This is a genomic window from Rhodococcus sp. Leaf278 (assembly GCF_001426085.1).
Lineage (GTDB): Bacteria > Actinomycetota > Actinomycetes > Mycobacteriales > Mycobacteriaceae > Rhodococcoides.
On the sequence record NZ_LMRR01000020.1, the window covers coordinates 13,836 to 34,905 of the forward strand.

Here is a 21,070-nt window from a genome sequence, read left to right on the forward strand (position 1 = left end):
TCAGGTGCTCATCTGTTGCATCGTGGTCACCGAGCCGGTCGTCAGCCGGATCAACTCTCGGGTGATGTTGTCGCCGAGGGTGTTCGTAGTGGCAGATCCGCCCATATCGGGAGTAAGTGAGTCTCCTCCGTGGGCGAGCACGCTTTCGATTGCGCTCATCAACGCTGCCGCCGCCTCGGACTCTCCCAGATGATCGAGCATCATCGACGCACTCCAGATCTGCCCGATGGGATTTGCGATTCCCTGTCCTGCAATGTCCGGTGCCGACCCGTGGACTGGTTCGAACAGGCTCGGGAACGTCCGCTCGGGGTTGATGTTGCCGCTCGGGGCGATCCCGATGGTGCCGGTGCATGCGGGACCCAGATCGGAAAGAATGTCACCGAACAAGTTGCTTCCGACGACCACGTCGAACCAATCCGGGTGCATGACGAAATTAGCCGCCAGAATATCGATGTGATACTTGTCTACGCGTACGTCCTGGTATCCGGTGGCCATAGCTTCGACTCGCTCGTCCCAGTACGGCATGGAGATGGAAATTCCGTTGCTCTTCGTCGCCGACGTCAGGTGCTTCTTGGGGCGAGTCTGTGCAAGATCGAAGGCGTACTTGAGAATTCGGTCGACTCCCGTGCGGGTCATCACCGTTTCCTGGGTGACGATCTCGCGATCGGTCCCGTCGAAAATCTTGCCGCCGATAGACGAATACTCGCCCTCGGTGTTCTCACGTACGACATAGAAGTCGATGTCACCGGGCTCACGGCCAGCGAGCGGGCTCGGAACTCCGGGTAGAAGTTTGACCGGCCGCAAACTCACGTACTGGTCGAAGTGACGGCGGAACTGGAGCAGGCTCCCCCACAGCGACACATGATCGGGAACCACTTCTGGCCACCCGACAGCACCGAAGAAGATCGAGTCGAAAGACACGAGCGTGTCGAACCAGTTGTCGGGGAGCATCTGGCCGGTCCGCAGAAAGTAATCGGCGCTGGCGAAGTCGAAATGCTCGAAGTCGAGCGAAAACTCAAACACCGACGCAGCAGCTCGAAGGACCTTCAAACCTTCCGGAACTACTTCTTTTCCGATGCCGTCACCGGGAATGACAGCAATGCGATGTGTTGCGCCCATAAGGGGATCTCCGTTCGTGGAAAAGCTCGATCAGACTGATTGAATGCCCAGTGCACGTGCGTGTTCGATCAGGGCCCGTGCTCGCCCGAGACGGGGCGGATCGCTTCCGTCGCGTATCACCGACCCGCGGGACTCGAAATCGGCGAGGAACTCCGCAGCCCAGATCAGATCCGCGCAGGCGGGGCTCATGGACGTGTTGATAGTCGACAGGTGATCGATACCCACGCACAGCTTTCCCGTCATACCCAGCGCAACCGCGAGAAGCGACTGCTCCTCGACCTCGGACGCTTCGACCGAGACCGTCGGCCCGTCGATCGGCCCCGGTAGTTTGCCGATTCGACTGGCAACGACCAGTTTGTTCCTCGGATACGACATCGCGCTGTCATGTGCGCTTGCGCCGGTATCTCGACGGTAGTCACCACTGCCGAAGGCCAGCCGGAAGGTGCCTCGTGCGCAGGCGATGGCCGTCGACTCCTCGACACCGAGCGCGGACTCGATAAGGGCAATCACGGGGATACGCCCACCGAGGCGATCGAAGGTCTCCGTCACCTGAGAGCGGTCCTCGGTCTTGGCCAGCACGACTCCGCTCAATCCCGGCGAGTTACGAAGCTGATCCACGTCATCCGACCAGTGCTCCGACAACCGATCGTTGATGCGAACCCATGCGCAATTGTGGCCGAGCCAGTTCATAACGTGGGTGCGTGCAATCGACTTGAACCGAGTGTCCACGGCGTCCTCGACGTCGAAGATGATCTGATCGGCCGACGCCCGCGCCGCGTCATCGAAGGCATCGGGGCGGTTGCCGTTCACCAGCATCCACGACCGTGAGCGCTCCGAGCTCACCCGTGGCTGCACACCACTGTGCTGCCGCATCGTCGTACCTACTTCCTGTCGAGGCCGGATCGGCGAGGTCCGGGGTCACCCGGTCCTGCGCTTCGCTTACCTCAGCCACCGTATCCACCGCAGTCTTGCATCTTATAAGAATGCACGCAAGGGGCACTGTGGCTGAAGCTTGACTCAGCCGTTTGTTGTTACCCTCGGGCCCCTCCAGGAGCGTGGCGGTCGCCGAGGCCTGGTGACCACTCAGGGCTACCGCGCCCCCATCCCGTGGCCGCTTGCTGGATTGCACTACCTGCGTAGCCGTTGGTGGGGCCACTCGATCATGCGGAGCCGAGCGTGCCGAAGGTGCCTCGTGTTCTCAGTCGATGGAAGCGTGAAGTCTTGGACGATTGCACGGCGCTCGCGATCCGTTTCGCGACGGCGGGCGGAATGTCCGGCTCGACAGCCACAGACCGGCCGTCCGGGGGGATGCCCGCGGCAGCCGTTGCCGCGGGTGCTCGGGCTGGTCAGAAGTCCGTAAGCGGCAACCTGGAGAGGGTTGCCGACGGGGCTGCAGCGTCGAACTGTGCTGAGCTGGCGTTTCGAATGAGACGGTGCGCGAAATGAAATTTACGTTGGTACAGCGGTTGCACGGACACCAGGTTGGTGAGAATGGCGTCGATCGAGGTCGAGTTCGCCTGTGCTCCCCACTCCTCTTGTTGACTGCTTTGTCCAGTTTCAATGCTAGTCGATCCGGGGCGACCGGTCCGGGTGATCACCGATTAAGTGGTAGCCGGTCTGCTCAGCGGTTGGCGGTGTCCGTAAGGCGCGCCGTTGCCGGTATAGGTCTTCGTCGGCGTGCTCGATCGCGTCGGCAACCGTCGAACAGTTGTGGGCGAACGCGATGCCGCACGTGATGGCTATGTTGTCGCCGTCGCGCCACGCCGCTGCGACCATCGCTATCGTCTTGTGATGTCGGCCAAGCGCGGGCCCAGTACTGAGAAGACGAATTCGTCTCCGACGTAGCGCAGCAGGGTGTCCTCGCAGCCCAGTTGGTCACCGATGACATCGATGACATCGGCGACGCGGCCGAGGATGCGGTCGCCGGCCACATGGCCGTCGGAGTCGTTGATGGCTCTGAGTCTCCCCATCAGCCAAAACCAGGAGCAGGTCCCAGTTCAGCGCGCAGCTGAGCCAGCTGGGCATAGGCCTTGTCCCGATACGCGAGCAGCGCGTCCTTCCCGTCCCCGATTTCATCGAGAATTCCGGCACCCGACTTGATTCCGATCCGTCCCTGCTCGACGAGCGACGTCAACAGAGCAGGGGCGGCGAAGCGTTCCCCATAAGCCTTTTCGAGAGTCTTGTATGCGCCCGCGTACACGTCCAGTCCTGCCATGTCGCCGATGGCGAAGGGGCCGAACAAGGCAAGCCGAAATCCGAAAGTATTACTCACGACGGCGTCCACCTGATGTGGGGTTGCCGTCTTTTCTTCTACGATTGCAAGCGCTTCTTTGTACAGTGCGAACTGCAAGCGGTTGGCCACGAACCCGGGGGTGTCTGAAACACGGGCGGTGATCTTGCCGAGGGAACCTATAAACCGTTCGGCAAAATCGACCGTCGCACTGTCCGTCGAACCACTCGGAATCAGTTCGACGCCGGGGATGAAGGGCGCCGGATTCATCCAGTGCACCCCGAGGAATCGCCCTGGCTGGAGTACCTCCCCTGCCAGATCGTCGATCGGTATCGCGGAGGTGTTCGTTCCTATGATCGCCTCCGGTAGAGCGGCTTTCGAGATTCGTCGCAGTATATTGAGCTTGATTTCGAGTGTTTCGGGCACGGCCTCGGTGATGTACTCGGCCTGCGCAACAGCACTTTCCACTGACTCAGATGCGGTCAGATTTTCCTGGACCCGCGTGACCGACCCGGCGCAAAATAGCCCAAGCTCCTCGTAGTGCTGCGCTTCCCCGACGAGGCGCTCTCGTGACCGTGCAGCAGTCTGCGCATCGACGTCAGCGAGCGCCACGGGATGGCCGGCCATAGCAAGAACTTGCGCAATACCGCCGCCCATGTATCCGGAGCCGATCACTGCCGTTCGCGTGGGCTTGTGTGAGTCTGTCATTTCTTCCTCGGGTTGGGGTGGCCGTCGCTGCCGAGCAGACCTAGCTCACCGGATCGTATAGCCGCCGTCGATGGCGATTGTGTGGCCCGTGACCAGCGCGGCTGCGTCGCTTAGAAGGAAAATAACCGAACCGACCACGTCGTCAGGCTCGCCGAAACGACCCATCGGAATGCGAGATTGCAACTCCGCAGCCCACTCGGGCCTGTTCAGCGTCGACTCGGTGAGTTCGGTGCGCACGAACGTCGGGGCAACGGCATTGACGCGAATGCCCTTCGGTGCCCATTCCAGCGCCAGATTCTTCGTCAGGTGGATCAAGCCGGCCTTACTCGTTCCGTAGGACGCACGTTCTTCGATGGCAACGAGCCCCGCCTGCGAGGCAACGTTGACCACCGCCGCTGGCTGCAATGTTGTAAGCCACGTCCTCGCCAATTCGGTTGTCAGAAAGAAACTTCCGCGCAAGTTCGTGTCGAGCACCGAGTCCCAGTCTTCCTCGGTGATGTCCACGGCCGCTTTCGGGATGTTGATGCCGGCATTGTTGACCAGCAGATCGATTCCGCCGCTGCGCTCGAGGACCTGTGCAACTCCCGTGCGGATCGACGCGACGCTGGTCATCTCGATCGGGACCGCGAATGTACCGTAACGAGTGGATATCTGTTTCGCAGTTTCTTCGCTACGGCTAGTGCCGTAGACGACCGCGCCCGCCTCGGCGAGGCCATCGGCGATGGCCCTCCCGAGGCCGCGGCCGGCACCGGTGACGAGCGCAGTCTTGCCGGTGAGATCGAAGTGAGTCATCCGATCAGGCCGTGAAGTCGTGATCTGACCATGCAAGCTTCTGACCACGGTATTTGGCTGCGCGCACGTCACCGGAACGAGCGTGGCCTTCGAAGTACTCGACGCGTGCGGCACGTCCACACAGCTCGCCGAAGAAGGCGCTCGACTCCGTATTGGTCACTTCCTGGTAGGTGACCGTGCGCAGGTACTTGCCCACCCACAGGCCTCCCGTGTATCGAGCAGCGCCGCGTGTCGGAAGCACGTGATTGGTCCCGATCACTTTGTCTCCGTACGACACACACGTTCCCTCGCCGAGAAAGAGTGCGCCGTAGTCGTGCATCTTCTCCAGCGCCTCACGCGGATTTCGGGTAAGGATCTGCACATGTTCGGACGCATACTCGTCCGCGAGGGTGTACGCATCATCGAGTGTTTCGACGACCCGCACCTCGCCCCAGTCTTTCCACGCAACAGCCGCAAAATCGCGGGTAGGCATATCGATCAGGATTTTGTCGACGTGCTCGATGACCTTGCGGCCGAGATCCTCGCTGGTGGTGATCAACACCGCAGGCGAATCGGGGCCGTGTTCGGCTTGAGAAAGCAGGTCGACGGCGACGATGAATGGATCTGCGTACTCGTCGGCAACGATGAGCACTTCGGTAGGACCGGCGAACAAATCGATTCCGACCTCGCCGAACAGTTGACGCTTTGCCTCTGCGACAAAGGCGTTGCCCGGTCCTGCCAGCATGTTGACAGGACGAATGGTTTCCGTTCCGACGGCCATAGCTGCAACAGCCTGAATGCCCCCGAGCAGGTAGATCTCGTCGGCACCTGCCAGGCGCATTGCAGCAATGGTCGCGTCGGGAACCTCGCCGCGGATCTTCGGGGTGCATGCTGCTACGCGCTGCACTCCTGCAACCTTGGCGGTGATGATGGTCATGTGCGCGCTGGCCAACAGTGGATATTTCCCACCAGGGATATATGCGCCTGCGGCCTGAATAGGAACGTTCTTTTGCCCCAGGAAAACCCCTGGCAGAGTTTCGATTTCGAAGTCTGCGAGCGACTCCAGCTGCTTCTGCGCCATGACACGGACTTGTTCCTGCACGAACACGATATCGTCGATGACCTGTTTGGGGACCCGTGCCATGATCTCGTCGAGCTGCTCTTCGGTCAGTAAGTAGGACTCGGCCGAGAACTTGTCGAACTTCTCAGAATACTCGCGGACTGCGGCATCACCGCGATTACGAATGTCGTCGATGACGCCTTCGACCGTGGATCGAACGGACGCGGTACTGCCGCGCTCGACGCTCTGCCGTTCCGGAAGCTTGAGGTCCCGAGTGGGGACGGACGAATTGATGACAGCACTCGTCATGGCGACTCTCCTCGTTGTACTTCAGGCGGTCCACCCGCCTGCTTCGATGTTTTGCGTCGGCAAAGTGGTCCCGATCACTGCTCACGACTGTATACGTATGCACTCACCAATGCAATGGGCAAGAATGACGATCAACCGCCGAATTCCCCGTAGTTCACGCCGCATGCTCCGAACTGCACCCCTGCGACGCTGCGGCGGGTGCCAGGCGTCAGGTGTCAGATGACGGCTGCATGCTTGCCCGGATCGGAGGGTGAAAACTTGAGACATCTGCGTTGCATACGTATACACTTTACGCTCCAGCGTTGTTACCTGCGCCACTCACAGGCGCACACCCACCACCTTTATGGAGCACTCCATGACCACCAATTCAGCGGCGCATCCGCACCTGTCCGGTCAGACCGTCAGCGATGCTGCTATTGATCCAGCGATGCGAAAACGCGCACTGGTTTCCTCCGTGCTCGGATCCTGCATCGAGTGGTACGACTTCTACGTGTACGGCGTTGCCGCCGCAATCATCCTCAACAGTCAGTTCTTCCCGAATGTCTCCGCTTTCACCGGCATCTTGCTCGCATTCAGTACATACGCCATCGGGTTCGCCGCCCGTCCGATCGGTGGCGTCGTCTTTGCGCACTTCGGAGACCGAGTAGGTCGCAAGAAGATGTTGATGATGACGCTCGGGCTGATGGGCTTCGGTACGTTCGCGATCGGGTGCCTACCGAACTTCCAGACGATCGGGGTGGCAGCACCGATCCTGCTGGTCGTACTACGAATAGTTCAAGGCCTCGGCGTCGGCGGGGAATGGGGCGGAGCGGCACTCATGGCCACAGAGTATGCACCTGCCGAACGGCGAGGGTTCTTGGGCTCGTGGCCTCAGATCGGTGTTCCTGCAGGAACATTGCTGGCCAATGGTGCCTTCTTCCTTGCCCTCTCGGCGATGCCGACCGACGCATTCGAATCTTGGGGATGGCGTCTTCCGTTCCTATCGTCGATCCTTCTCGTTGCACTGTCGTTCTACATCCGCAGCAAGGTCGCCGAGTCGCCCGTCTTCGAGGAACTGAAGAAGAAGGGTGATATCGAGAAGCTCCCCGTCGTCGCGGTGATCAAGAAGCGTCCTGTCACGATCCTCCGTGTCATCATGGTTCGATTCGCAGAGAATGCGAATTACTACATCTACACGACGTTCCTGTTGGCCTATGGACCCGAAATTCTGATCGAGAAGAATACTATTCTCCTTGCGATAATGATCATGGCAGGCATCGGCATTTTCACGATCCCGCTGTGGGGATGGGTCTCCGACACCGTCGGCAGGCGCTATACCATCCTTGCAGGTGCAGCGACAATGGCGTTGATGGCATTCCCATTCTTTTGGGCAGTGCAGACCGGCCACTTCCTGATGATTCTTCTCGTCCTGGTGATCACCTGCAATATCGGACGCGACCTCTGCTACTCCGTACAGCCTGCGTTTTTCACCGAGCTGTTCGAACCCAAGCTGCGCTACTCCGGCGCATCCGTCGGCCCTCAGGTCGCCGCAGTGCTCGCCGGCGGGTTCGCACCGTTGCTCGCAACAGCGATGATCGGGCCGGATTTCGACCGATACTGGCTCGTCGCCGGGTACATGATCTTCACGTCGCTGATCACCATCGCCGGTGCACTGTGGTCCCCGGAAACCGCGCCCGCAGTGCGTGCACGCCGCGGACTGAGCTTCGAACACGATCCGACAACAGGTAGATAACCACGTCGGTTCGACGTCCGTCTGTCATGGCCCCGCGTTCGCGACCAATCACCTAGGTCGTGTGCGCGGGGTCGACCTGTCTTCGTTGAACGCCATCGAGGTTCCTGAGCAGGTAGACACTGCGGTTTCGCCACAACGTGGCGTTGTGTTCGAGAACGATGTGTACGTATTCAGGCATCATCGCTAGTGCCATGTTCTGATAGCTCGTGCGGGCACGACGTTGAGCCACGCAACGTTCAGGTCATGACCATGAGACCATTGTCATGCACACCCGCCCGACGAATCCCGTCGACGAAGAACAATCCCTGCGCGGAAGGAATGCACGCCCGGATGGCGACGAGCAGAGATGTAGCCAAACTGGCCGGAGTTTCTCAGGCCACCGTTTCGCGCGCGTTGACCAACGGAACGGTCAGCGCGGCCACTCGCGCTCGCATACTCGAAGCGGCATCACAGGTCGGATACGTGCCGAATCTCGGCGCCCGAGCGATGAAAACCGGCCGTGTGAACACCGTCGGAGTCGTAGTCGCAGATCTCAGTAACCCGTTCTATCCCGAGATTCTCGAAGCGCTCACACACACGCTCGATCTAGCTGGCCAGAAGGTGACTCTATGGAACTCCGATGGACCTGGTAACAATGCGGCGCTCGGTGCCATCCACGCCGGGTCTGTCGACGGCGTCATCTTCACAACGGTCACTGAATCGTCTGAACCGTTGCGGGCGGCTCTGAACCGTCACAGCCCTGTTGTACTCATCAACCGCATCGTCGACAGCCTCGCCTGCGACCAAGTGTCGAGCGATAATTCAGACGGTGGAGCTGCTGTAGCCGACTATTTCGTGAACAACGGACACTCACGCATCGCGTTCATCGGCGGCCCTTCGGTAGCGAGCACGGCGCGCGACCGCAGAGCAGGGTTCGAGCACCGACTCGCTGAACTCGACACACCGCTCGACCCCGACAAAATATTCACCGGGGCGTTCAGTCATGACTTCGGATTCAGCGCTGCCACAGAACTTTTGGCGTCCGCTGAGCCTCCCACTGCACTGTTCTGCAGCAACGACCTGATCGCACTGGGTGCGCTCGATGCCGCCCGCACGCGGGCCGTTCTGGTACCAAAGGATCTCTGGGTCGTGGGGTACGACGACATCACCATGTCGGGATGGCCCGCTTTCGACCTCACCACAGTGCATCAACCGAGTCGAGAAATGGCCGAGGCGGGCGCGCAGGCTCTGCTCGAGCGGATCGACAATCCCACATCGCCGCTCAAGACCCTCAGGTTTCGATCCCACATCGTCGTTCGTGGCTCGACCGCCCACGCTCCGACCGGCTGATGGACCCGCGGTTCGCAGATGGCAGTCAGCCGCCCAGCGACCCCTGGCACGCAGGCGCTCGGACAACGTCGATCGAGACGTCATCCGCGCTTGCGTCTACTGCCACAGTCCCACCTACTGCGAGACGCACCCAGGCAGCCCAGGCGGCGTCTGGCCGCCGTCGACTTCTCCCGCGACCCAACCGTCATCACACGCGGATCTTGTGTACGAACGGCGCGATTCGGGTTGGGTGAACTTACCGAGCGGCGGCAGCGCGCTCAACGCCGGTACAGGATCGACCGTTGTCGCTGCTGTGTAGGAACTCTCGGGGAGCAGATCCTGCTGAAAAATCTCGGTGACGAATGAATCGTCGGCATCAGCAAAGAAATTGCAGCCATCGACGAATTCCGATCCGGGGCATACCTTGGCGGTCTCGGTTGTCACCCACGGAAGCGGCATCTCGATATTCTTCGGAATCGAGTCGCGTCCGTTCTTCAGGATCTCGAGTCCGATCTTCACTGCAACCGCACCTTGCGCAGGTGGAGATCCCGACGAGACTCCCGGCCAACCTTCCGACAGCTTCTCGCGTAGATAGTTGCTGTTCTCGCCGGTGACGGGAATTCGCTTGTTCACTGCTTCGAGCGCTTTCACGACACCGTCTTCACCGGCCTGGGACCAGATTCCCTCTACGTCAGGGTGAGCGGCGAGCGCCTTCGAGGTCTCTTGCTGGCTCACCGATGAATCCCAGTTCCCGTAGTACTCGCTGACGATGTCGATTCCGGGGTACTGGTCGAAAACCGATTTGGCGGTGTCGTAATGAACGGTGTCCGTCGATGTTCCCGCCACACCACGATTCATCATGATTTTGCCCTGGCCACCCATGATGTCCACCAAAGCTTGCGCCGTCTGGGCGCCGAAGAATGCCTCCTGCGGATTGTCTACCTTCGCACCGGTGATATACGACAGGTTCCATGCGCAGGGCGCTTCCACAGTACCGTCGTAAGCGACGAAGACGACGCCGGCATCACACCCTTGCTGAATAACTGGCCCCAGCGCAGTCGGTGAGATCGGATAGAGGACTACGAGCTTTGCACCGACTGCAATCATCGACTGGATGTCCGAGATCTGTTTCAGCACATCGGCACCCGAAATAACCTTGCGGACATCGTATTCGGCGGTCACCTCCGGGGAGGTAGCTATCGACATTGCCAGGTTCGCTCCTTCGTCCTGCCAGTTGTTTCCGCTGTAGCTGAGATCGAGAAAAATCTTGTCCTTACCCGAGCTGCTTGTCAGCGACGAGCACGATGCCAACAAACTCACCATTCCCAAGCTGAGGGTGGCGGCAATCAGGCCGGCTGAAATGCGGCGAATCATGATCTCTCCAGAGTGTGGACGAACGCCGACCGGCGGCGAGGACGATATGGGTTCAGACACGAGCGCGAGCAAATCTGCTCAGGAGGAGTGCAACCAGGATGACTGCGCCGTACAGGACCTGTTTGAGGCCCTCGGACAGCCCCAACGCGCTGATTCCGATGCTGAGCATGGTCAGCAACACCGCGGCTCCGATCGTCCCGCTGTACCGACCCGACCCGCCTGCGATCGAGGAGCCCCCGATCACAACGGCGGCGATGCTGGGAAGAAGCCACGGCGAACCGATGTTCAGATCTGAACCGGAACCGTATCCCATCAGCAGGACACCAGCCACTGCGTAGAAGAGTGACGCCACCCAGTAGACCTGAAATATGTTGAGTGGCACGTTTATTCCAGCGATCCGGGAGGCGACCGGACTGTTGCCAACGGCGTAGGTTCGACGCCCGAGCCTCGTCCGGTTCTGTACGTACCAACCCAGTCCTGCCGCGATGAGAAACAGGAAGACGGCTGCGGGGATGCCGAGTACATCGTTTCCACTGGCGAACACGCCGAGCAGGTTCGACGGAGCCTTCTGTCCCGGCGCGCCTGCACTGAACCCCAGGAGGAGCGCTGCGGCAACGGTCGACGTCGCCAGGGTCACGATGAACGGAGGGAAAGTAGACCGAGCCACGATGATTCCGTTGACCAGACCGATGGTCGACGCAATGAGAATCGCGAGAAGAATCGCCAACAGTTCCGGTAGCCCGTGGTCGGACAAGTACCCGGTAGTGAACGCTGCGACAGCAATGGTGGCTGGTACCGACAGGTCGATACCTCCGCTGAGGATAACCAAGCCCTGGCCGAACGCGGTCAAGGCCAGGAAGGTGGATAGAATCAATGTGCTGGTCAGCAGGGCCGACGAAGGGAAATTTGGACTGAATACTCGCGAGAGCGGGATAAGAGCGAGAACAAGCAGCCAGACGATGACCGGTTGGGTCGGCCTGGCCCCGATTCGGCGGGTCAGCGATCGGGCGGTTGTGGCTCTCGTGGCCTGAGCTGTCGGAGAACGATGATCACTCATGACAGTGTGTCCTTCTTGAAAGCGGCGACGACGAGCGGCTCGCTCTGCGCCGTCTCGGAACGAGGGGGGTGCGACCTGACTGGATATGCCGCGGCCGAATTCCGATTGGTGAGCCCGGCCACTGATCGCATCAACCAGGGAATACAAAGTGCCACAAGGACAACGAGACCCTGCAGTGCACCGACCCAGAAGTCTGCGACACCGGCTGCGAAGAGCAGTTTCGGAATGACCGTCAGGATGCAGGCACCGAACATTGCCGCGATGACGCTGCCCCTTCCGCCGGAGAAGCTGACCAGACCGAGCGCGGCTGCAGCGAACGCAGTGAGCAAGAACGACGTTCCCGATGAAGGCGACCCCGTCCCGGTCAGGGCCGAGAAGTACAAGCCCGCGGTTCCGTAGAGGAGGCCGGCCAACGAGTACGCCGTGACCTGTACTCGAAAGACGTTGATTCCGGACAGTTTCGACGATGTCACGTCCCCGCCGACTGCGAAAGTGGCCAGACCGGTACGCGTTCTACAGAACACGAGCCAGAGACCTGCGACGGCGAGAAGTAATATCAAAGCGACAGGCAGCAATCCGACACTGCCGGTCAACGCAGACGAGAAATCGAGGGGAACCGCTCCACCCGGGGCGGGCAAGATCGTCAGCGCGATGCCGGCAAGAACGATGTTGGTCGCCAGTGTGACTCCGAGCGGCGGAAGGCCGAAAGCGGCGATCACAACGCCGTTCACTGCGCCGATCGCAGTACCGAGTAACAGCACGCCTGCCGCGATCAACCACGCATTGTCGGGGTTGGCGGCCATCGCGGTTGCCGAGATGACGTTGGTCAAACTGATCGTTCCTGCCACCGATAGATCGAACCCCCCCACTATGAGCACGAGGGTCGTGCCCGCAGCAGCAATCGCCAACGGCGTTGCGAGGGTAAGGAAGCTGGACACGATAGCCGGCGAACCAGCCACGGGTGACATCGATACCAGAAGGCCGTACAGGACGAAGAACACCGCTGCCGAGGCAATGACGCCGGTAGCTCCGCGGCCGAGACGACGGGCAGAGGTCGCAGTGGTCATGATGCGATGTCCTGACTGAATCCGAGAGCGCCGGCCATGAGGCCGGGCTCGGTAATCTGTGGTCCGAGGAATTCTTCTGTCAGGACGCCGTCGTACATGGTGTAGACCCGATCGCAGAGTCCGACCAGTTCAGGAATCTCGGTGGAGTAGATCAATACCGTGCCACCGTCGTCCACGTATCGTCGAATCATGTGATAGATCTCGACTTTGGTGGCGGCGTCCACACCGCGGGTGGGATCGAACAGCAACAGGCACTGCGGATTTGCGAGTATGGCCCGTCCGAACAGAGCCTTCTGTTGGTTTCCTCCGGACAGTTCGCCGATCGTCCGGTCGAGAGTCGACACCGGCAGGTTGACCTCACCCGACGCTGCAGATGCCAGAGCTGCCTCCTTGGATCGGGAGACGTAACCGAACCGAGAGTAAGTGGCGAGTTCGGAGATCGTAAGATTGAAGCGGGTCGACATGGACAGGAACAAACCTTCGGTCTTCCGGTCTTCTGGTACGAGCGAGAAGCCCGGAGACACCGGGTCGCCCGACTCCGAGCGTTGGATCGTTACCGATCCCGCGAGAGCTCGTCTGAGGCCCGCAAGGCAGTAGAACAGCTCGCGCTGGCCTTGACCTTCGAGTGCGGCGATACCCACCACTTCGCCTGCGTCGATATGCATCGTCACCGAGGCGGAGACGTCGCGGGTGGCGAGGGAGTCGATGGTTACTCGGGTCTCCGTGGTGTTCGAAGCGTTGCTTTTCGGCGGAAACACATGATCGATCGACCGACCGATCATCAGTTCGACAAGTGTTGCCTCGCTCGCTTCCCTGGGCTCGAAATGCTCGACGACACAGCCGTTGCGCAGCACGGTACCGTGCGTGCACAGGTGGCCGATCTCGGGCAGCTTGTGGGAGATGTAGATAACGGACGTACCCCCCGCGGCAAGGCGTTCGAGATGGCCGAAAAGCCATTCGGAGTCGGGAAGCGATGCCGTAGGTTCGTCGAGGATGAGCACTTTCGGTCGGGCGGCCATAGCCGCGACGAGTTCGACGTGTTGCTTGTCGGCCAAATCGAGTCCGCTGATCTCGCGCGACGGGTCGATCGACTCGAGGCCCCATTCGGCAAGAACCCCACCCGCGGCGGCGTAAAGCTTACGACGGGAGACGAAGCCCAGGCGGGTCGGCAGCTTCGGCAGGAACAGCTTTTCGGCAACCGTGATATTCGGAGGTGCGCTGAGCTCCTGGTATGCCATTGCGAGTCCTGCTGCTCGAACCGCAGACGGGTGCCCGAGAGGTATTGAGGAACCGTCGATGGACAGGTTCCCCGCGTCCGGGACCACGACGCCTGCAAGCACTTTCATCAAAGTCGATTTGCCTGCACCGTTTTCGCCCAACAGTCCGTGTATCTCACCATGTCCGATTGCGAGACTGACGTTACTCAGAGCTCGAGTCGCTCCGAAGCGTTTGCTGATGCCCTCCACTTCGAGGGCATATCGACTTTCAACGGACACGAGATACCTCTCCAGCGGCGAGGGTGATCTCGGTGATATTGAGTCCATGCTTGCTCAACCGCGACGGGTACACCTGCGGGAGGCGATCTTCGTGGATCGGGATGACCTTTTTGTGGTCATGGTCGACCAACGACATCATTGCCTCCGTGGCGAGCAGCAGGTTCAGCTGACTTCCCGAGGCAAGACCGATCGGAACGTATTCGCCACTGTTGTCGATTCCGGTAATGTTCTCGAATACGTACCGGAGATCTCCTGCCAGGACCCAGATATCAGCGCCCGCCGCATTCTTGACGGACACGAATTGCGATCCGAACGTGTGGGAGTCGAAGGCGGTCCAGACGTCGATGCCAGGCAAAATGTCCTGCACGTCGCCGTCGAGTAGTTTCAGTCTCCCATCCCCCGCCAGTGAAGCGGCGCGGACCACATCGTCCGGGTTGAGTGCACGCTTGAGCCAGGCGAACTGGCTGGGGAGCGTAAGCGTCCACAGCCATTTGCTGAATTCTTCTTCTTGGATGTGGAATACGGCGTTGGGAAAATCGTCGACGTTGCCGAAATGGTCGAAGTGGGCGTGGGTGACGATCACATCCTTGATGTCGTCGGGATCGACGCCGATTTCCGCCAAGACGGTACGCGGACTCTGCCAATCGACGACTCCGAAACGATCGGCCATCACCTTGCCGTACTTGCTGTAGTTGTATCCGACGTCGATCATGATCGTGCGTTCGGAATTCTTGAGCACGACATACCCGTACGGCAGGTTGATAGTTCCCTCGTTGTGTTCGCCGTACAGCACGCCCGACACCGGATACTCGGGTGCATGCGAGTATTCCAATACCCAGATCGAATAATCGTCCACAGTCACTGATCTCTCCCTCTTGCAATGTCTGACACGTCGGCCGCGCAGCATGAACCGATGATTGATTCGAACGTTTCGGAGTTCTGTCGTGCACGGTTGAGCTGTCGCTGGGACGCAGCGATGGCGCCGGAGACCTGGCAGGCGCTGACACCGGTGAACGGTCCTCCAAGAAAGGGCCCGAAACGCTGGAGAACAATCTGAGCTTTGTTCATCCGCGTGAACAGGACCGTGGAGGCAATTTCCGAATGCGGATCCGACCGCCGGAAATCGGCCGCCGCGGAACCGAATTCCTCGATCCAGTCACGAACTCGGCGAAGTGCGAATTCGAGACGATCGAGGTCTGGCGCGCGGGCAGCCTGGATCAGCAGAAACACTGCGCTCTGGCCCTGGAGAATGTCACTGGCCAGAGCGAGCAACCGTTCTCGCTCGACGCTGGTGTCGAGGGCCCTCGAGGCGTTGCCCACACCGGCCGATGGTTTTAACGTGCTCGTCACTGAAATTGCTCCTCGGATACTGCTGCGGACGACATGGGACGAGCCGCCGCCCTTGCGACCGACTCAATTGGTTCCACACGATTGCAACGTTCGTTCGAGTCCGGATCGCGGTTCAGTGATGTCTGGCTTCGAAGTTCGAGCTTTCGCATTCGTGGCCCGGATGGTCCCATCACGCACACGGTGCCTGAGTGGTACGCATCACGTTCGACCGACTGTATACGTATTCACTACTGTTGCCAAGAGCTACTTTTTCCGGGGCCATACAGCTGACCCGTTGCTCTCCTCTTTTCGCCACCTCGCTACACCGGATCGATCCTCGATGTCCGATTCGTCGATGTCCGATTCGTCGCAGACCGACAGGTGCGGCCGTCGAGGCCTCCAGCCTGACTGTGTCACTGAGATCGACGAATACGGGGCTGCACCGACCGGCTGCTCGACAGGGCGGTGAGACCCGAGACCGAATCGAACACCGAAAGCCACATCGTTTCCGTCGGTGGCATTGCCCCCACTTCAGGATGCTCCTATCGGTGTCCAGTGGCCGGCCCTCGGATTCAACCTCCGCGGTGCACGCAAAGCATCGCTACGGATCCTCGTTACCCGGGTACGGCGGCCACGTGCGGCGGAGATGCTCGGGTTCAGCTACTCCGTCCGGAGCTGGGATGGACTATCGCCGATGTCGGCCTCTTCATGGCGTGGCCGTCACGCGCTCCTGCTGCGTTTTCGCTTTCTACGGGACATCGATGCCGGTCAGGACGAGGACTTTTTCTTCGGTCAGGTCTTCCATCGCCGAATGCACGCCTTCTTTACCTGTTCCGGAGTCTTTCACTCCGCCGTAGGGCATTTGGTCGGCGCGGTAACTCGGAACATCACCGACAATGACTCCGCCGACGTCGAGAACGCGCGAAGCGTGGAACGCGGTGTGCAGGTCTGCGGTGAAAATGCCTGCCTGCAAACCGAAACGGGATCGATTGACTCGCTCGAACGCTTCCTCGTCCGACGAGACCCTGCACAGCACCACGACGGGGCCGAATACTTCGTCGTCGAGGACCCGGGCACCTCCCGGGGCGTTCTCGATCACCGTGGGCTCCAAGACGGCTCCATCTCGACCTCCGCCGGTGAGGACTGTCGCACCACCCGCCACTGCCTCGTCGATCCATTGCCCGACCCGCACGGCCGCGCGTTCGTCGATCAGCGGCCCGACGTCGGTGTCGTCCTCATCGGGTGCACCGATGGACAACGCGCCGACATGCGCCAGAATGCGCTGCTTCATGGTCTCGTAGTGTCTGACGTGGATGAACACCCGCTGCACCGCAATGCATGACTGACCGGCCTGGTACATCGAGAACCGCGCTATACGTTCTGCGGCGAAGTCCTGTTTGCGTTCATCACACCAGTCTTCGCACACGACGACGGCAGCGTTTCCTCCTAGTTCGAGGGTGACGTGTTTACGCGGCACCAGCTCGCGGATGGACCACCCCACCGGGACCGAACCGGTGAACGAGACCACGGGCAACCGAAGATCCTGGACCATTGTCGATGCCTTCTCGTTGGACACGGTCAGCACCGACCATGACCCAGACGGCAGGGACGTTTCGGCCATGATCTCGCCGAGCACCAGGGACGACAGCGGTGTCGCCGGTGCCGGTTTGACAATGATCGGTGCACCGACCGCGAGTGCCGGCGCAACTTTGTGGGCCACCAGGTTCAGTGGGAAATTGAACGGCGCAATCCCGAGGATGGGCCCGCGTGGAACACGGTGGATCAGAGCCACACGCCCCTCGGAGCCGGGATCGGTATCGAGTCGTTGCATGTGGCCGCTCCAGCGCCTGGCTTCCTCGGCCGCCCACCGGAACGTCGATGCAGCGCGCGTGACCTCGACTCGTGCCCATTTGATGGGCTTGCCGGACTCGCCTGAGATGAGACGGGCGATTTCTTCCCCGCGCTCGTCGAGTCGCGCCGAGATGTGGGTGAGCACATCGGATCGGACGTGGGCGGGTGTACCGGCGAACTCGGCGGCCGTTGCGGCCGCCGCGGCGATTGCGGCCTCGATGTGTTCTGGACCCGCTTCGGACACCGTCCCGACGGTGCGTCCATCGAACGGGTTGCGGACCTCGATACGAGCTTCGGTGGTCGCTGCTCTGCCGGCAACCAAGAACGGAAAGTGTGGAACGGTCATCGGACTTGTCCTTACAAATGGGCGCAAACGACCGCTCGCCGGCCCCCGTTGTGCGGCAGCCGGCGAGCGAGATGTCGTGCGCAGCAGAATCAGACAGACGCTGCGGCTACTGCGTTCTTCTGCAGAATTTCCAGGGCCTGGATCAGATACGTGCGGAAGACGGCGTGGTTTTCGCTCATCGGGAAGTGCCCGATGTCTTTCATCTCGATGAACTGCGCGTTCTTGATCTGCGCGGCGGTGCGGGCACTGTCCGCCGGGGTGGTCAAGTAGTCGTAGTCTCCAGTCATCATGACCACCGGGCACCGGTCACCGTCGATCTGATCGAGCTTGTCGCGCAGATCGTGATCGACGGAGTAGAAGTGCAGATCACCCTTGAACGCTTCGGAACCCTGGGTGTAGTAGAACCACGTCTTCCACCGATCTGCCTCTGGTGACTGCGGTGCCATCAGGTCCCACGTTCCGCTGGCGCACACCTGGGCTGCGTTCGCATGAGGGTGCTGCCACCAGTCGAGGTAGAAGCCAGGCGAGTAGTCGGCACCTTCGACGGGGATGACGCCCGCGAAGCGGTCCGGGTTGCGCAGCGCGAGCTGGAGGGCGATGTTTCCGCCGAACGAGGAGCCCATGAAGATCGGGTTCTCCAGTTCGAGTGCGTCGCACAGCGCAACGACAAAGTTGGCGTAGTGGTCAGCGGAAAGTTTGTATTCCTCGGTCCACCACTCGGTGTTCTCGGGCGGATCGGACTTGCCATGTCGAGGGAGGTCGTAGGCGATGACACGGTAGTTGGCGGTGATCTCCTCGTCTTCGAGTAGTCCTCGCCACTGGTGGTTGTGGCAACCGGCGGTGTGCTGACACACGAGCGGCTGTCCGGTACCGTTCTCCAGGTAGAAGACCTTGTACAGCAGACCGTCGACATCGACGTCGACGTAGTGTCCCGTCACCGGGGAAATCTTGCTCATTTCGAGTTCCTTCGTTGTCGCGAGAGTGATTGGTGTGGGTCGAGCAGAGCGGCTAGACCGGCACGCCGACTGCGCGGAGAAGTTCGATCTGACGAGTAACGCAGCGCAGGTTTTGCATCAGGATCAGAACGTCGCCTTCAAGTTTCATGTCCCGTTGAAACGAGGCCGCCCAGATGCCGTGGAACATCGGCGCAGGCACCGGTACCCCGAATCCTTGCCAGGTCTCGACGCCGGCGCGGATCGCGAACTGGTACGGGCGGTCGAGGGGGTCGGGATCGACAGCGATGTTGTGGACTTTGCCAGCGGACATCTCGATCACGAACGTGTGGGTGTCCATGTCCAGGAGGTACGAGCAGGTGAAGTACCGGCCGTGTGCCTGGATTTCCGGGTCCTGATCGGAGGCCCGCTCGAACGCGTCTGCCCACTCCCGGGGAGTTTGTGTGATGGTCGCAGTCATGGTCTTCTTTCGTCTGGTCGATCGATAGGTGGAGTCTGTCGGAGCGCGGGTCGCAAGAAGCTGTCCTATGATGTCGAGCGTTCGACGCCTCGAACATGAGGCCCATCACATCGCGCCAGAGAAGGGTTCGTCCAATACCAATCGCTCTCCGGATCGATAGGAAACAACTACTGGTCTCTGTCCACCTGGGGGAATAGCATCGAGTTTGTGCATCCATCCCTGGAACTGCGGCCACTGTCGTACTTTGTGGCCGTGGCAGAAGAGCTGCACTTCGGCCGCGCCGCCGCCAAGCTCCACATCGCACAGCCATCGCTGAGCGTGCAGATTCGTAAGCTCGAGCATTCACTCGGCACGGCGTTGTTCATTCGCGACAGCCGCCACGTCACTCTGACCCCGGCGGGGGTCAGGCTGCTGGAAGGTAGCCGTCAGCTCCTCGCCGACGCCGAACGCATCGCATCGCTCACCCGACAGGTCGGCCGTAGTGCGCGCAGCAATCTCGTCATCGGCTTTCAAGCCAACGCTGCCGCGGAGTTGACCCCAGATATTCTGTCGGCATTTCGAGCATTGCACCCCGATGTCGACGTAGAGATGCAATCGTTCGACTTTTCCGACCCGTACGTCGGACTCGGCGACGGGACGGTGGACGTGGCGTTTGTCAGGCCACCTGTCGTTGTTCAGGATTGGCTCTCGCTGGAGACCCTCTTCGTCGAACCCCGAGTGCTGGTCGTGAGCTCCGATTCCCCTCTTGCGCAACATGACTCGATCGACGTCGAACAGCTGACCGGACAGCCGTTCGTTGCACGCCGCAGCACCGAGGACTGGCGTGACTTCTGGCTCGCCGCCAGTTCACGCGACGGTCACGATGTTCGGCTGGGGGCCGAGGTGTCCACCGTCGACGAATGTTTCGAAGCGATCCTGTCGAGGAAAGGTGTCGCGTTCTCGCAGGCATCGACGCAGCGGTTCTACGCCCGACCCGGACTGGCCTTCGTCCCGGTGACGGGCATACCTCCGACCCCGCTGTCGATCGGTTGGCGATCGGACGTCGATTCGCCGCTCGCCCGCGACTTCGTCGAGGCTGCCCGCAGTGTTGCCACCGCGCGGCCCATACCGAACTCATGGGCGCCCGCGGCTGTCGGTGTCACGTCGCTATACGACCGCTTCGAGGCCAAGCTCACCTCGTGAAGCTAGCCCCCTTCTTCATCGCTCGATACTGGAAGAGAGGTGTCTTCCATACTTTGCCGCGACTCCTCGGCCCCGAATGTGCCGGCGTCACCCAGTCCGACCATGGCTCATCACATCCACCGCCTGAACTGCCGCGCGAGGTCGAACAACTCGTCGAAGGTGATCTAGCCGATGGCGACGAGGCCGATGTGGGTTGTCTCGCGCGCGCAACAGCGGCCAACGTGAGAGACCGCTGGATGCGGTTGAACACCGCCTGCGCTTCCGGACTGCGGTGGCCCCGTCTGATGAATTCGCCGAAGAACGTGAGGGTGTCGAGGTCGCGCTGCGCCGATTTCAGGATCTGATCGCCGGTTCCGATGCGCCAGGCGCGATCCGCTGTCGCCGGGTTCCCCAGGGTTCGAGCGAAACCGGACGCGCACCCCAGGTACGCGAACAGCGGCGGGGTGAGGACCTCCATGCTGAGGTGGGTGATCTCCACGTCGTCGACCGGATCGAGAACGTCGATCATGCGGTGCACCTCCGCCCCGGACACGCGACGCGACTCCCAGTAACGGGCAAGGGGGTAACGGGGTTCAGTCGCGCTCATCGAGGGTTTCCTTCCGCTCGAGCCGGCATCGACGCCAGTCCCGCCAGCACGATGTGTCTGGCTTGTTCGAGGCACTGCTCGACATCTGCGGCAGTGAGGGTTGCTCCACTCGGGCCGAGTACGAGCCCGGCG

Annotated in this window: 19 protein-coding genes; 3 read left to right on the top strand and 16 right to left on the bottom strand. The window is 60.8% G+C overall.

The genetic code is table 11. The annotated features are described in order from the left end of the window. The 6 genes from ASG84_RS16825 to hisD form a co-directional block, all read right to left on the bottom strand. The gene (locus tag ASG84_RS16825; RefSeq protein ID WP_057478186.1) at nt 1–1,119 is read right to left on the bottom strand and encodes a tartrate dehydrogenase; all 1,119 of its coding nucleotides are present in this window, start codon (nt 1,117–1,119) and stop codon (nt 1–3) included. A 30-nt stretch (nt 1,120–1,149) separates the two neighbouring features. Continuing rightward, entirely contained in the window at nt 1,150–1,992 is an 843-nt protein-coding gene (locus ASG84_RS16830; protein WP_057478187.1) for an HpcH/HpaI aldolase/citrate lyase family protein, read from the bottom strand. A 905-nt stretch (nt 1,993–2,897) separates the two neighbouring features. Further along, nucleotides 2,898–3,089, bottom strand: a complete 192-nt coding sequence (locus tag ASG84_RS27075; RefSeq protein ID WP_082521051.1) for a diguanylate cyclase domain-containing protein — start codon at nt 3,087–3,089, stop codon at nt 2,898–2,900. Continuing rightward, the gene (locus ASG84_RS16840) at nt 3,089–4,057 is read right to left on the bottom strand and encodes a 3-hydroxyacyl-CoA dehydrogenase family protein (protein WP_057478189.1); all 969 of its coding nucleotides are present in this window, start codon (nt 4,055–4,057) and stop codon (nt 3,089–3,091) included. The genes ASG84_RS27075 and ASG84_RS16840 overlap by 1 nt, the downstream gene beginning before the upstream one ends. 45 nt (nt 4,058–4,102) lie before the next feature. Next, on the bottom strand, nt 4,103–4,849 hold the full coding sequence (locus ASG84_RS16845) for an SDR family NAD(P)-dependent oxidoreductase (RefSeq protein ID WP_057478190.1): 747 nt from the start codon (nt 4,847–4,849) through the stop codon (nt 4,103–4,105). Nucleotides 4,850–4,853: 4 nt separating this feature from the next. Next, complete coding sequence (gene hisD / locus ASG84_RS16850) at nt 4,854–6,197, bottom strand: histidinol dehydrogenase (protein WP_057478191.1); 1,344 nt, start codon at nt 6,195–6,197, stop codon at nt 4,854–4,856. A gap of 355 nt (nt 6,198–6,552) precedes the next feature. On the opposite strand from hisD, the gene ASG84_RS16855 reads away from it, so the two are divergent. Next, nucleotides 6,553–7,929 (top strand): MFS transporter, encoded by a 1,377-nt coding sequence (locus tag ASG84_RS16855; protein ID WP_057478192.1) that lies wholly within the window; start codon nt 6,553–6,555, stop codon nt 7,927–7,929. 330 nt (nt 7,930–8,259) lie between these two features. Continuing rightward, nucleotides 8,260–9,258 carry a LacI family DNA-binding transcriptional regulator gene (locus tag ASG84_RS16860; protein ID WP_057478204.1) on the top strand — a complete coding sequence of 333 codons (999 nt, stop codon included), beginning with the start codon at nt 8,260–8,262 and terminating at the stop codon, nt 9,256–9,258. Between the two features lie 114 nt (nt 9,259–9,372). On the opposite strand, the gene ASG84_RS16865 is transcribed toward ASG84_RS16860, so the two are convergent. The 9 genes from ASG84_RS16865 to ASG84_RS16905 form a co-directional block, all read right to left on the bottom strand. Next, nucleotides 9,373–10,683 carry a sugar ABC transporter substrate-binding protein gene (locus ASG84_RS16865; RefSeq protein WP_235581704.1) on the bottom strand — a complete coding sequence of 437 codons (1,311 nt, stop codon included), beginning with the start codon at nt 10,681–10,683 and terminating at the stop codon, nt 9,373–9,375. Further along, on the bottom strand, nt 10,664–11,668 hold the full coding sequence (locus tag ASG84_RS16870; protein ID WP_235581705.1) for an ABC transporter permease: 1,005 nt from the start codon (nt 11,666–11,668) through the stop codon (nt 10,664–10,666). Before ASG84_RS16870 ends, ASG84_RS16865 begins: the two co-directional genes overlap by 20 nt. After that, entirely contained in the window at nt 11,665–12,735 is a 1,071-nt protein-coding gene (locus tag ASG84_RS16875; RefSeq protein ID WP_057478194.1) for an ABC transporter permease, read from the bottom strand. The genes ASG84_RS16870 and ASG84_RS16875 overlap by 4 nt, the downstream gene beginning before the upstream one ends. Continuing rightward, complete coding sequence (locus ASG84_RS16880; RefSeq protein WP_235581706.1) at nt 12,732–14,231, bottom strand: sugar ABC transporter ATP-binding protein; 1,500 nt, start codon at nt 14,229–14,231, stop codon at nt 12,732–12,734. Before ASG84_RS16880 ends, ASG84_RS16875 begins: the two co-directional genes overlap by 4 nt. After that, complete coding sequence (locus ASG84_RS16885; protein ID WP_057478196.1) at nt 14,221–15,093, bottom strand: N-acyl homoserine lactonase family protein; 873 nt, start codon at nt 15,091–15,093, stop codon at nt 14,221–14,223. Before ASG84_RS16885 ends, ASG84_RS16880 begins: the two co-directional genes overlap by 11 nt. Further along, a complete protein-coding gene (locus ASG84_RS16890) occupies nt 15,090–15,551 on the bottom strand; it encodes a hypothetical protein (protein ID WP_057478197.1) in 462 nt (153 codons plus the stop codon). The genes ASG84_RS16885 and ASG84_RS16890 overlap by 4 nt, the downstream gene beginning before the upstream one ends. A 757-nt stretch (nt 15,552–16,308) precedes the next feature. Then, on the bottom strand, nt 16,309–17,757 hold the full coding sequence (locus ASG84_RS16895) for an aldehyde dehydrogenase family protein (RefSeq protein ID WP_057478198.1): 1,449 nt from the start codon (nt 17,755–17,757) through the stop codon (nt 16,309–16,311). Between the two features lie 89 nt (nt 17,758–17,846). Further along, nucleotides 17,847–18,713, bottom strand: a complete 867-nt coding sequence (locus tag ASG84_RS16900; protein WP_057478199.1) for an alpha/beta fold hydrolase — start codon at nt 18,711–18,713, stop codon at nt 17,847–17,849. Nucleotides 18,714–18,765: 52 nt separating this feature from the next. Next, nucleotides 18,766–19,170: a hypothetical protein gene (locus ASG84_RS16905; RefSeq protein WP_057478200.1), complete on the bottom strand. Its 405-nt coding sequence runs from the start codon at nt 19,168–19,170 to the stop codon at nt 18,766–18,768. A gap of 207 nt (nt 19,171–19,377) precedes the next feature. Between ASG84_RS16905 and ASG84_RS16910 the strand changes: the two genes are divergently transcribed. Then, a complete protein-coding gene (locus ASG84_RS16910) occupies nt 19,378–20,352 on the top strand; it encodes a LysR family transcriptional regulator (RefSeq protein WP_057478201.1) in 975 nt (324 codons plus the stop codon). Here ASG84_RS16910 and ASG84_RS27965 read toward each other — a convergent pair. Continuing rightward, nucleotides 20,342–20,938 (bottom strand): hypothetical protein, encoded by a 597-nt coding sequence (locus ASG84_RS27965; RefSeq protein WP_057478202.1) that lies wholly within the window; start codon nt 20,936–20,938, stop codon nt 20,342–20,344. The genes ASG84_RS16910 and ASG84_RS27965 overlap by 11 nt on opposite strands. Nucleotides 20,939–21,070 lie beyond the last annotated feature (132 nt).

Excerpts from the sequence above, each read along its gene's own strand:
- ASG84_RS16825 (WP_057478186.1), bottom strand. The coding sequence starts at position 1,119 with ATGGGCGCAACACATCGCATTGCTGTCATTCCCGGTGACGGCATCGGA.
- ASG84_RS16830 (WP_057478187.1), bottom strand. The coding sequence starts at position 1,992 with ATGCGGCAGCACAGTGGTGTGCAGCCACGGGTGAGCTCGGAGCGCTCA.
- ASG84_RS27075 (WP_082521051.1), bottom strand. The coding sequence starts at position 3,089 with ATGGGGAGACTCAGAGCCATCAACGACTCCGACGGCCATGTGGCCGGC.
- ASG84_RS16840 (WP_057478189.1), bottom strand. The coding sequence starts at position 4,057 with ATGACAGACTCACACAAGCCCACGCGAACGGCAGTGATCGGCTCCGGA.
- ASG84_RS16845 (WP_057478190.1), bottom strand. The coding sequence starts at position 4,849 with ATGACTCACTTCGATCTCACCGGCAAGACTGCGCTCGTCACCGGTGCC.
- hisD (WP_057478191.1), bottom strand. The coding sequence starts at position 6,197 with ATGACGAGTGCTGTCATCAATTCGTCCGTCCCCACTCGGGACCTCAAG.
- ASG84_RS16855 (WP_057478192.1), top strand. The coding sequence starts at position 6,553 with ATGACCACCAATTCAGCGGCGCATCCGCACCTGTCCGGTCAGACCGTC.
- ASG84_RS16860 (WP_057478204.1), top strand. The coding sequence starts at position 8,260 with ATGGCGACGAGCAGAGATGTAGCCAAACTGGCCGGAGTTTCTCAGGCC.
- ASG84_RS16870 (WP_235581705.1), bottom strand. The coding sequence starts at position 11,668 with ATGAGTGATCATCGTTCTCCGACAGCTCAGGCCACGAGAGCCACAACC.
- ASG84_RS16875 (WP_057478194.1), bottom strand. The coding sequence starts at position 12,735 with ATGACCACTGCGACCTCTGCCCGTCGTCTCGGCCGCGGAGCTACCGGC.
- ASG84_RS16895 (WP_057478198.1), bottom strand. The coding sequence starts at position 17,757 with ATGACCGTTCCACACTTTCCGTTCTTGGTTGCCGGCAGAGCAGCGACC.
- ASG84_RS16900 (WP_057478199.1), bottom strand. The coding sequence starts at position 18,713 with ATGAGCAAGATTTCCCCGGTGACGGGACACTACGTCGACGTCGATGTC.
- ASG84_RS16905 (WP_057478200.1), bottom strand. The coding sequence starts at position 19,170 with ATGACTGCGACCATCACACAAACTCCCCGGGAGTGGGCAGACGCGTTC.
- ASG84_RS27965 (WP_057478202.1), bottom strand. The coding sequence starts at position 20,938 with ATGAGCGCGACTGAACCCCGTTACCCCCTTGCCCGTTACTGGGAGTCG.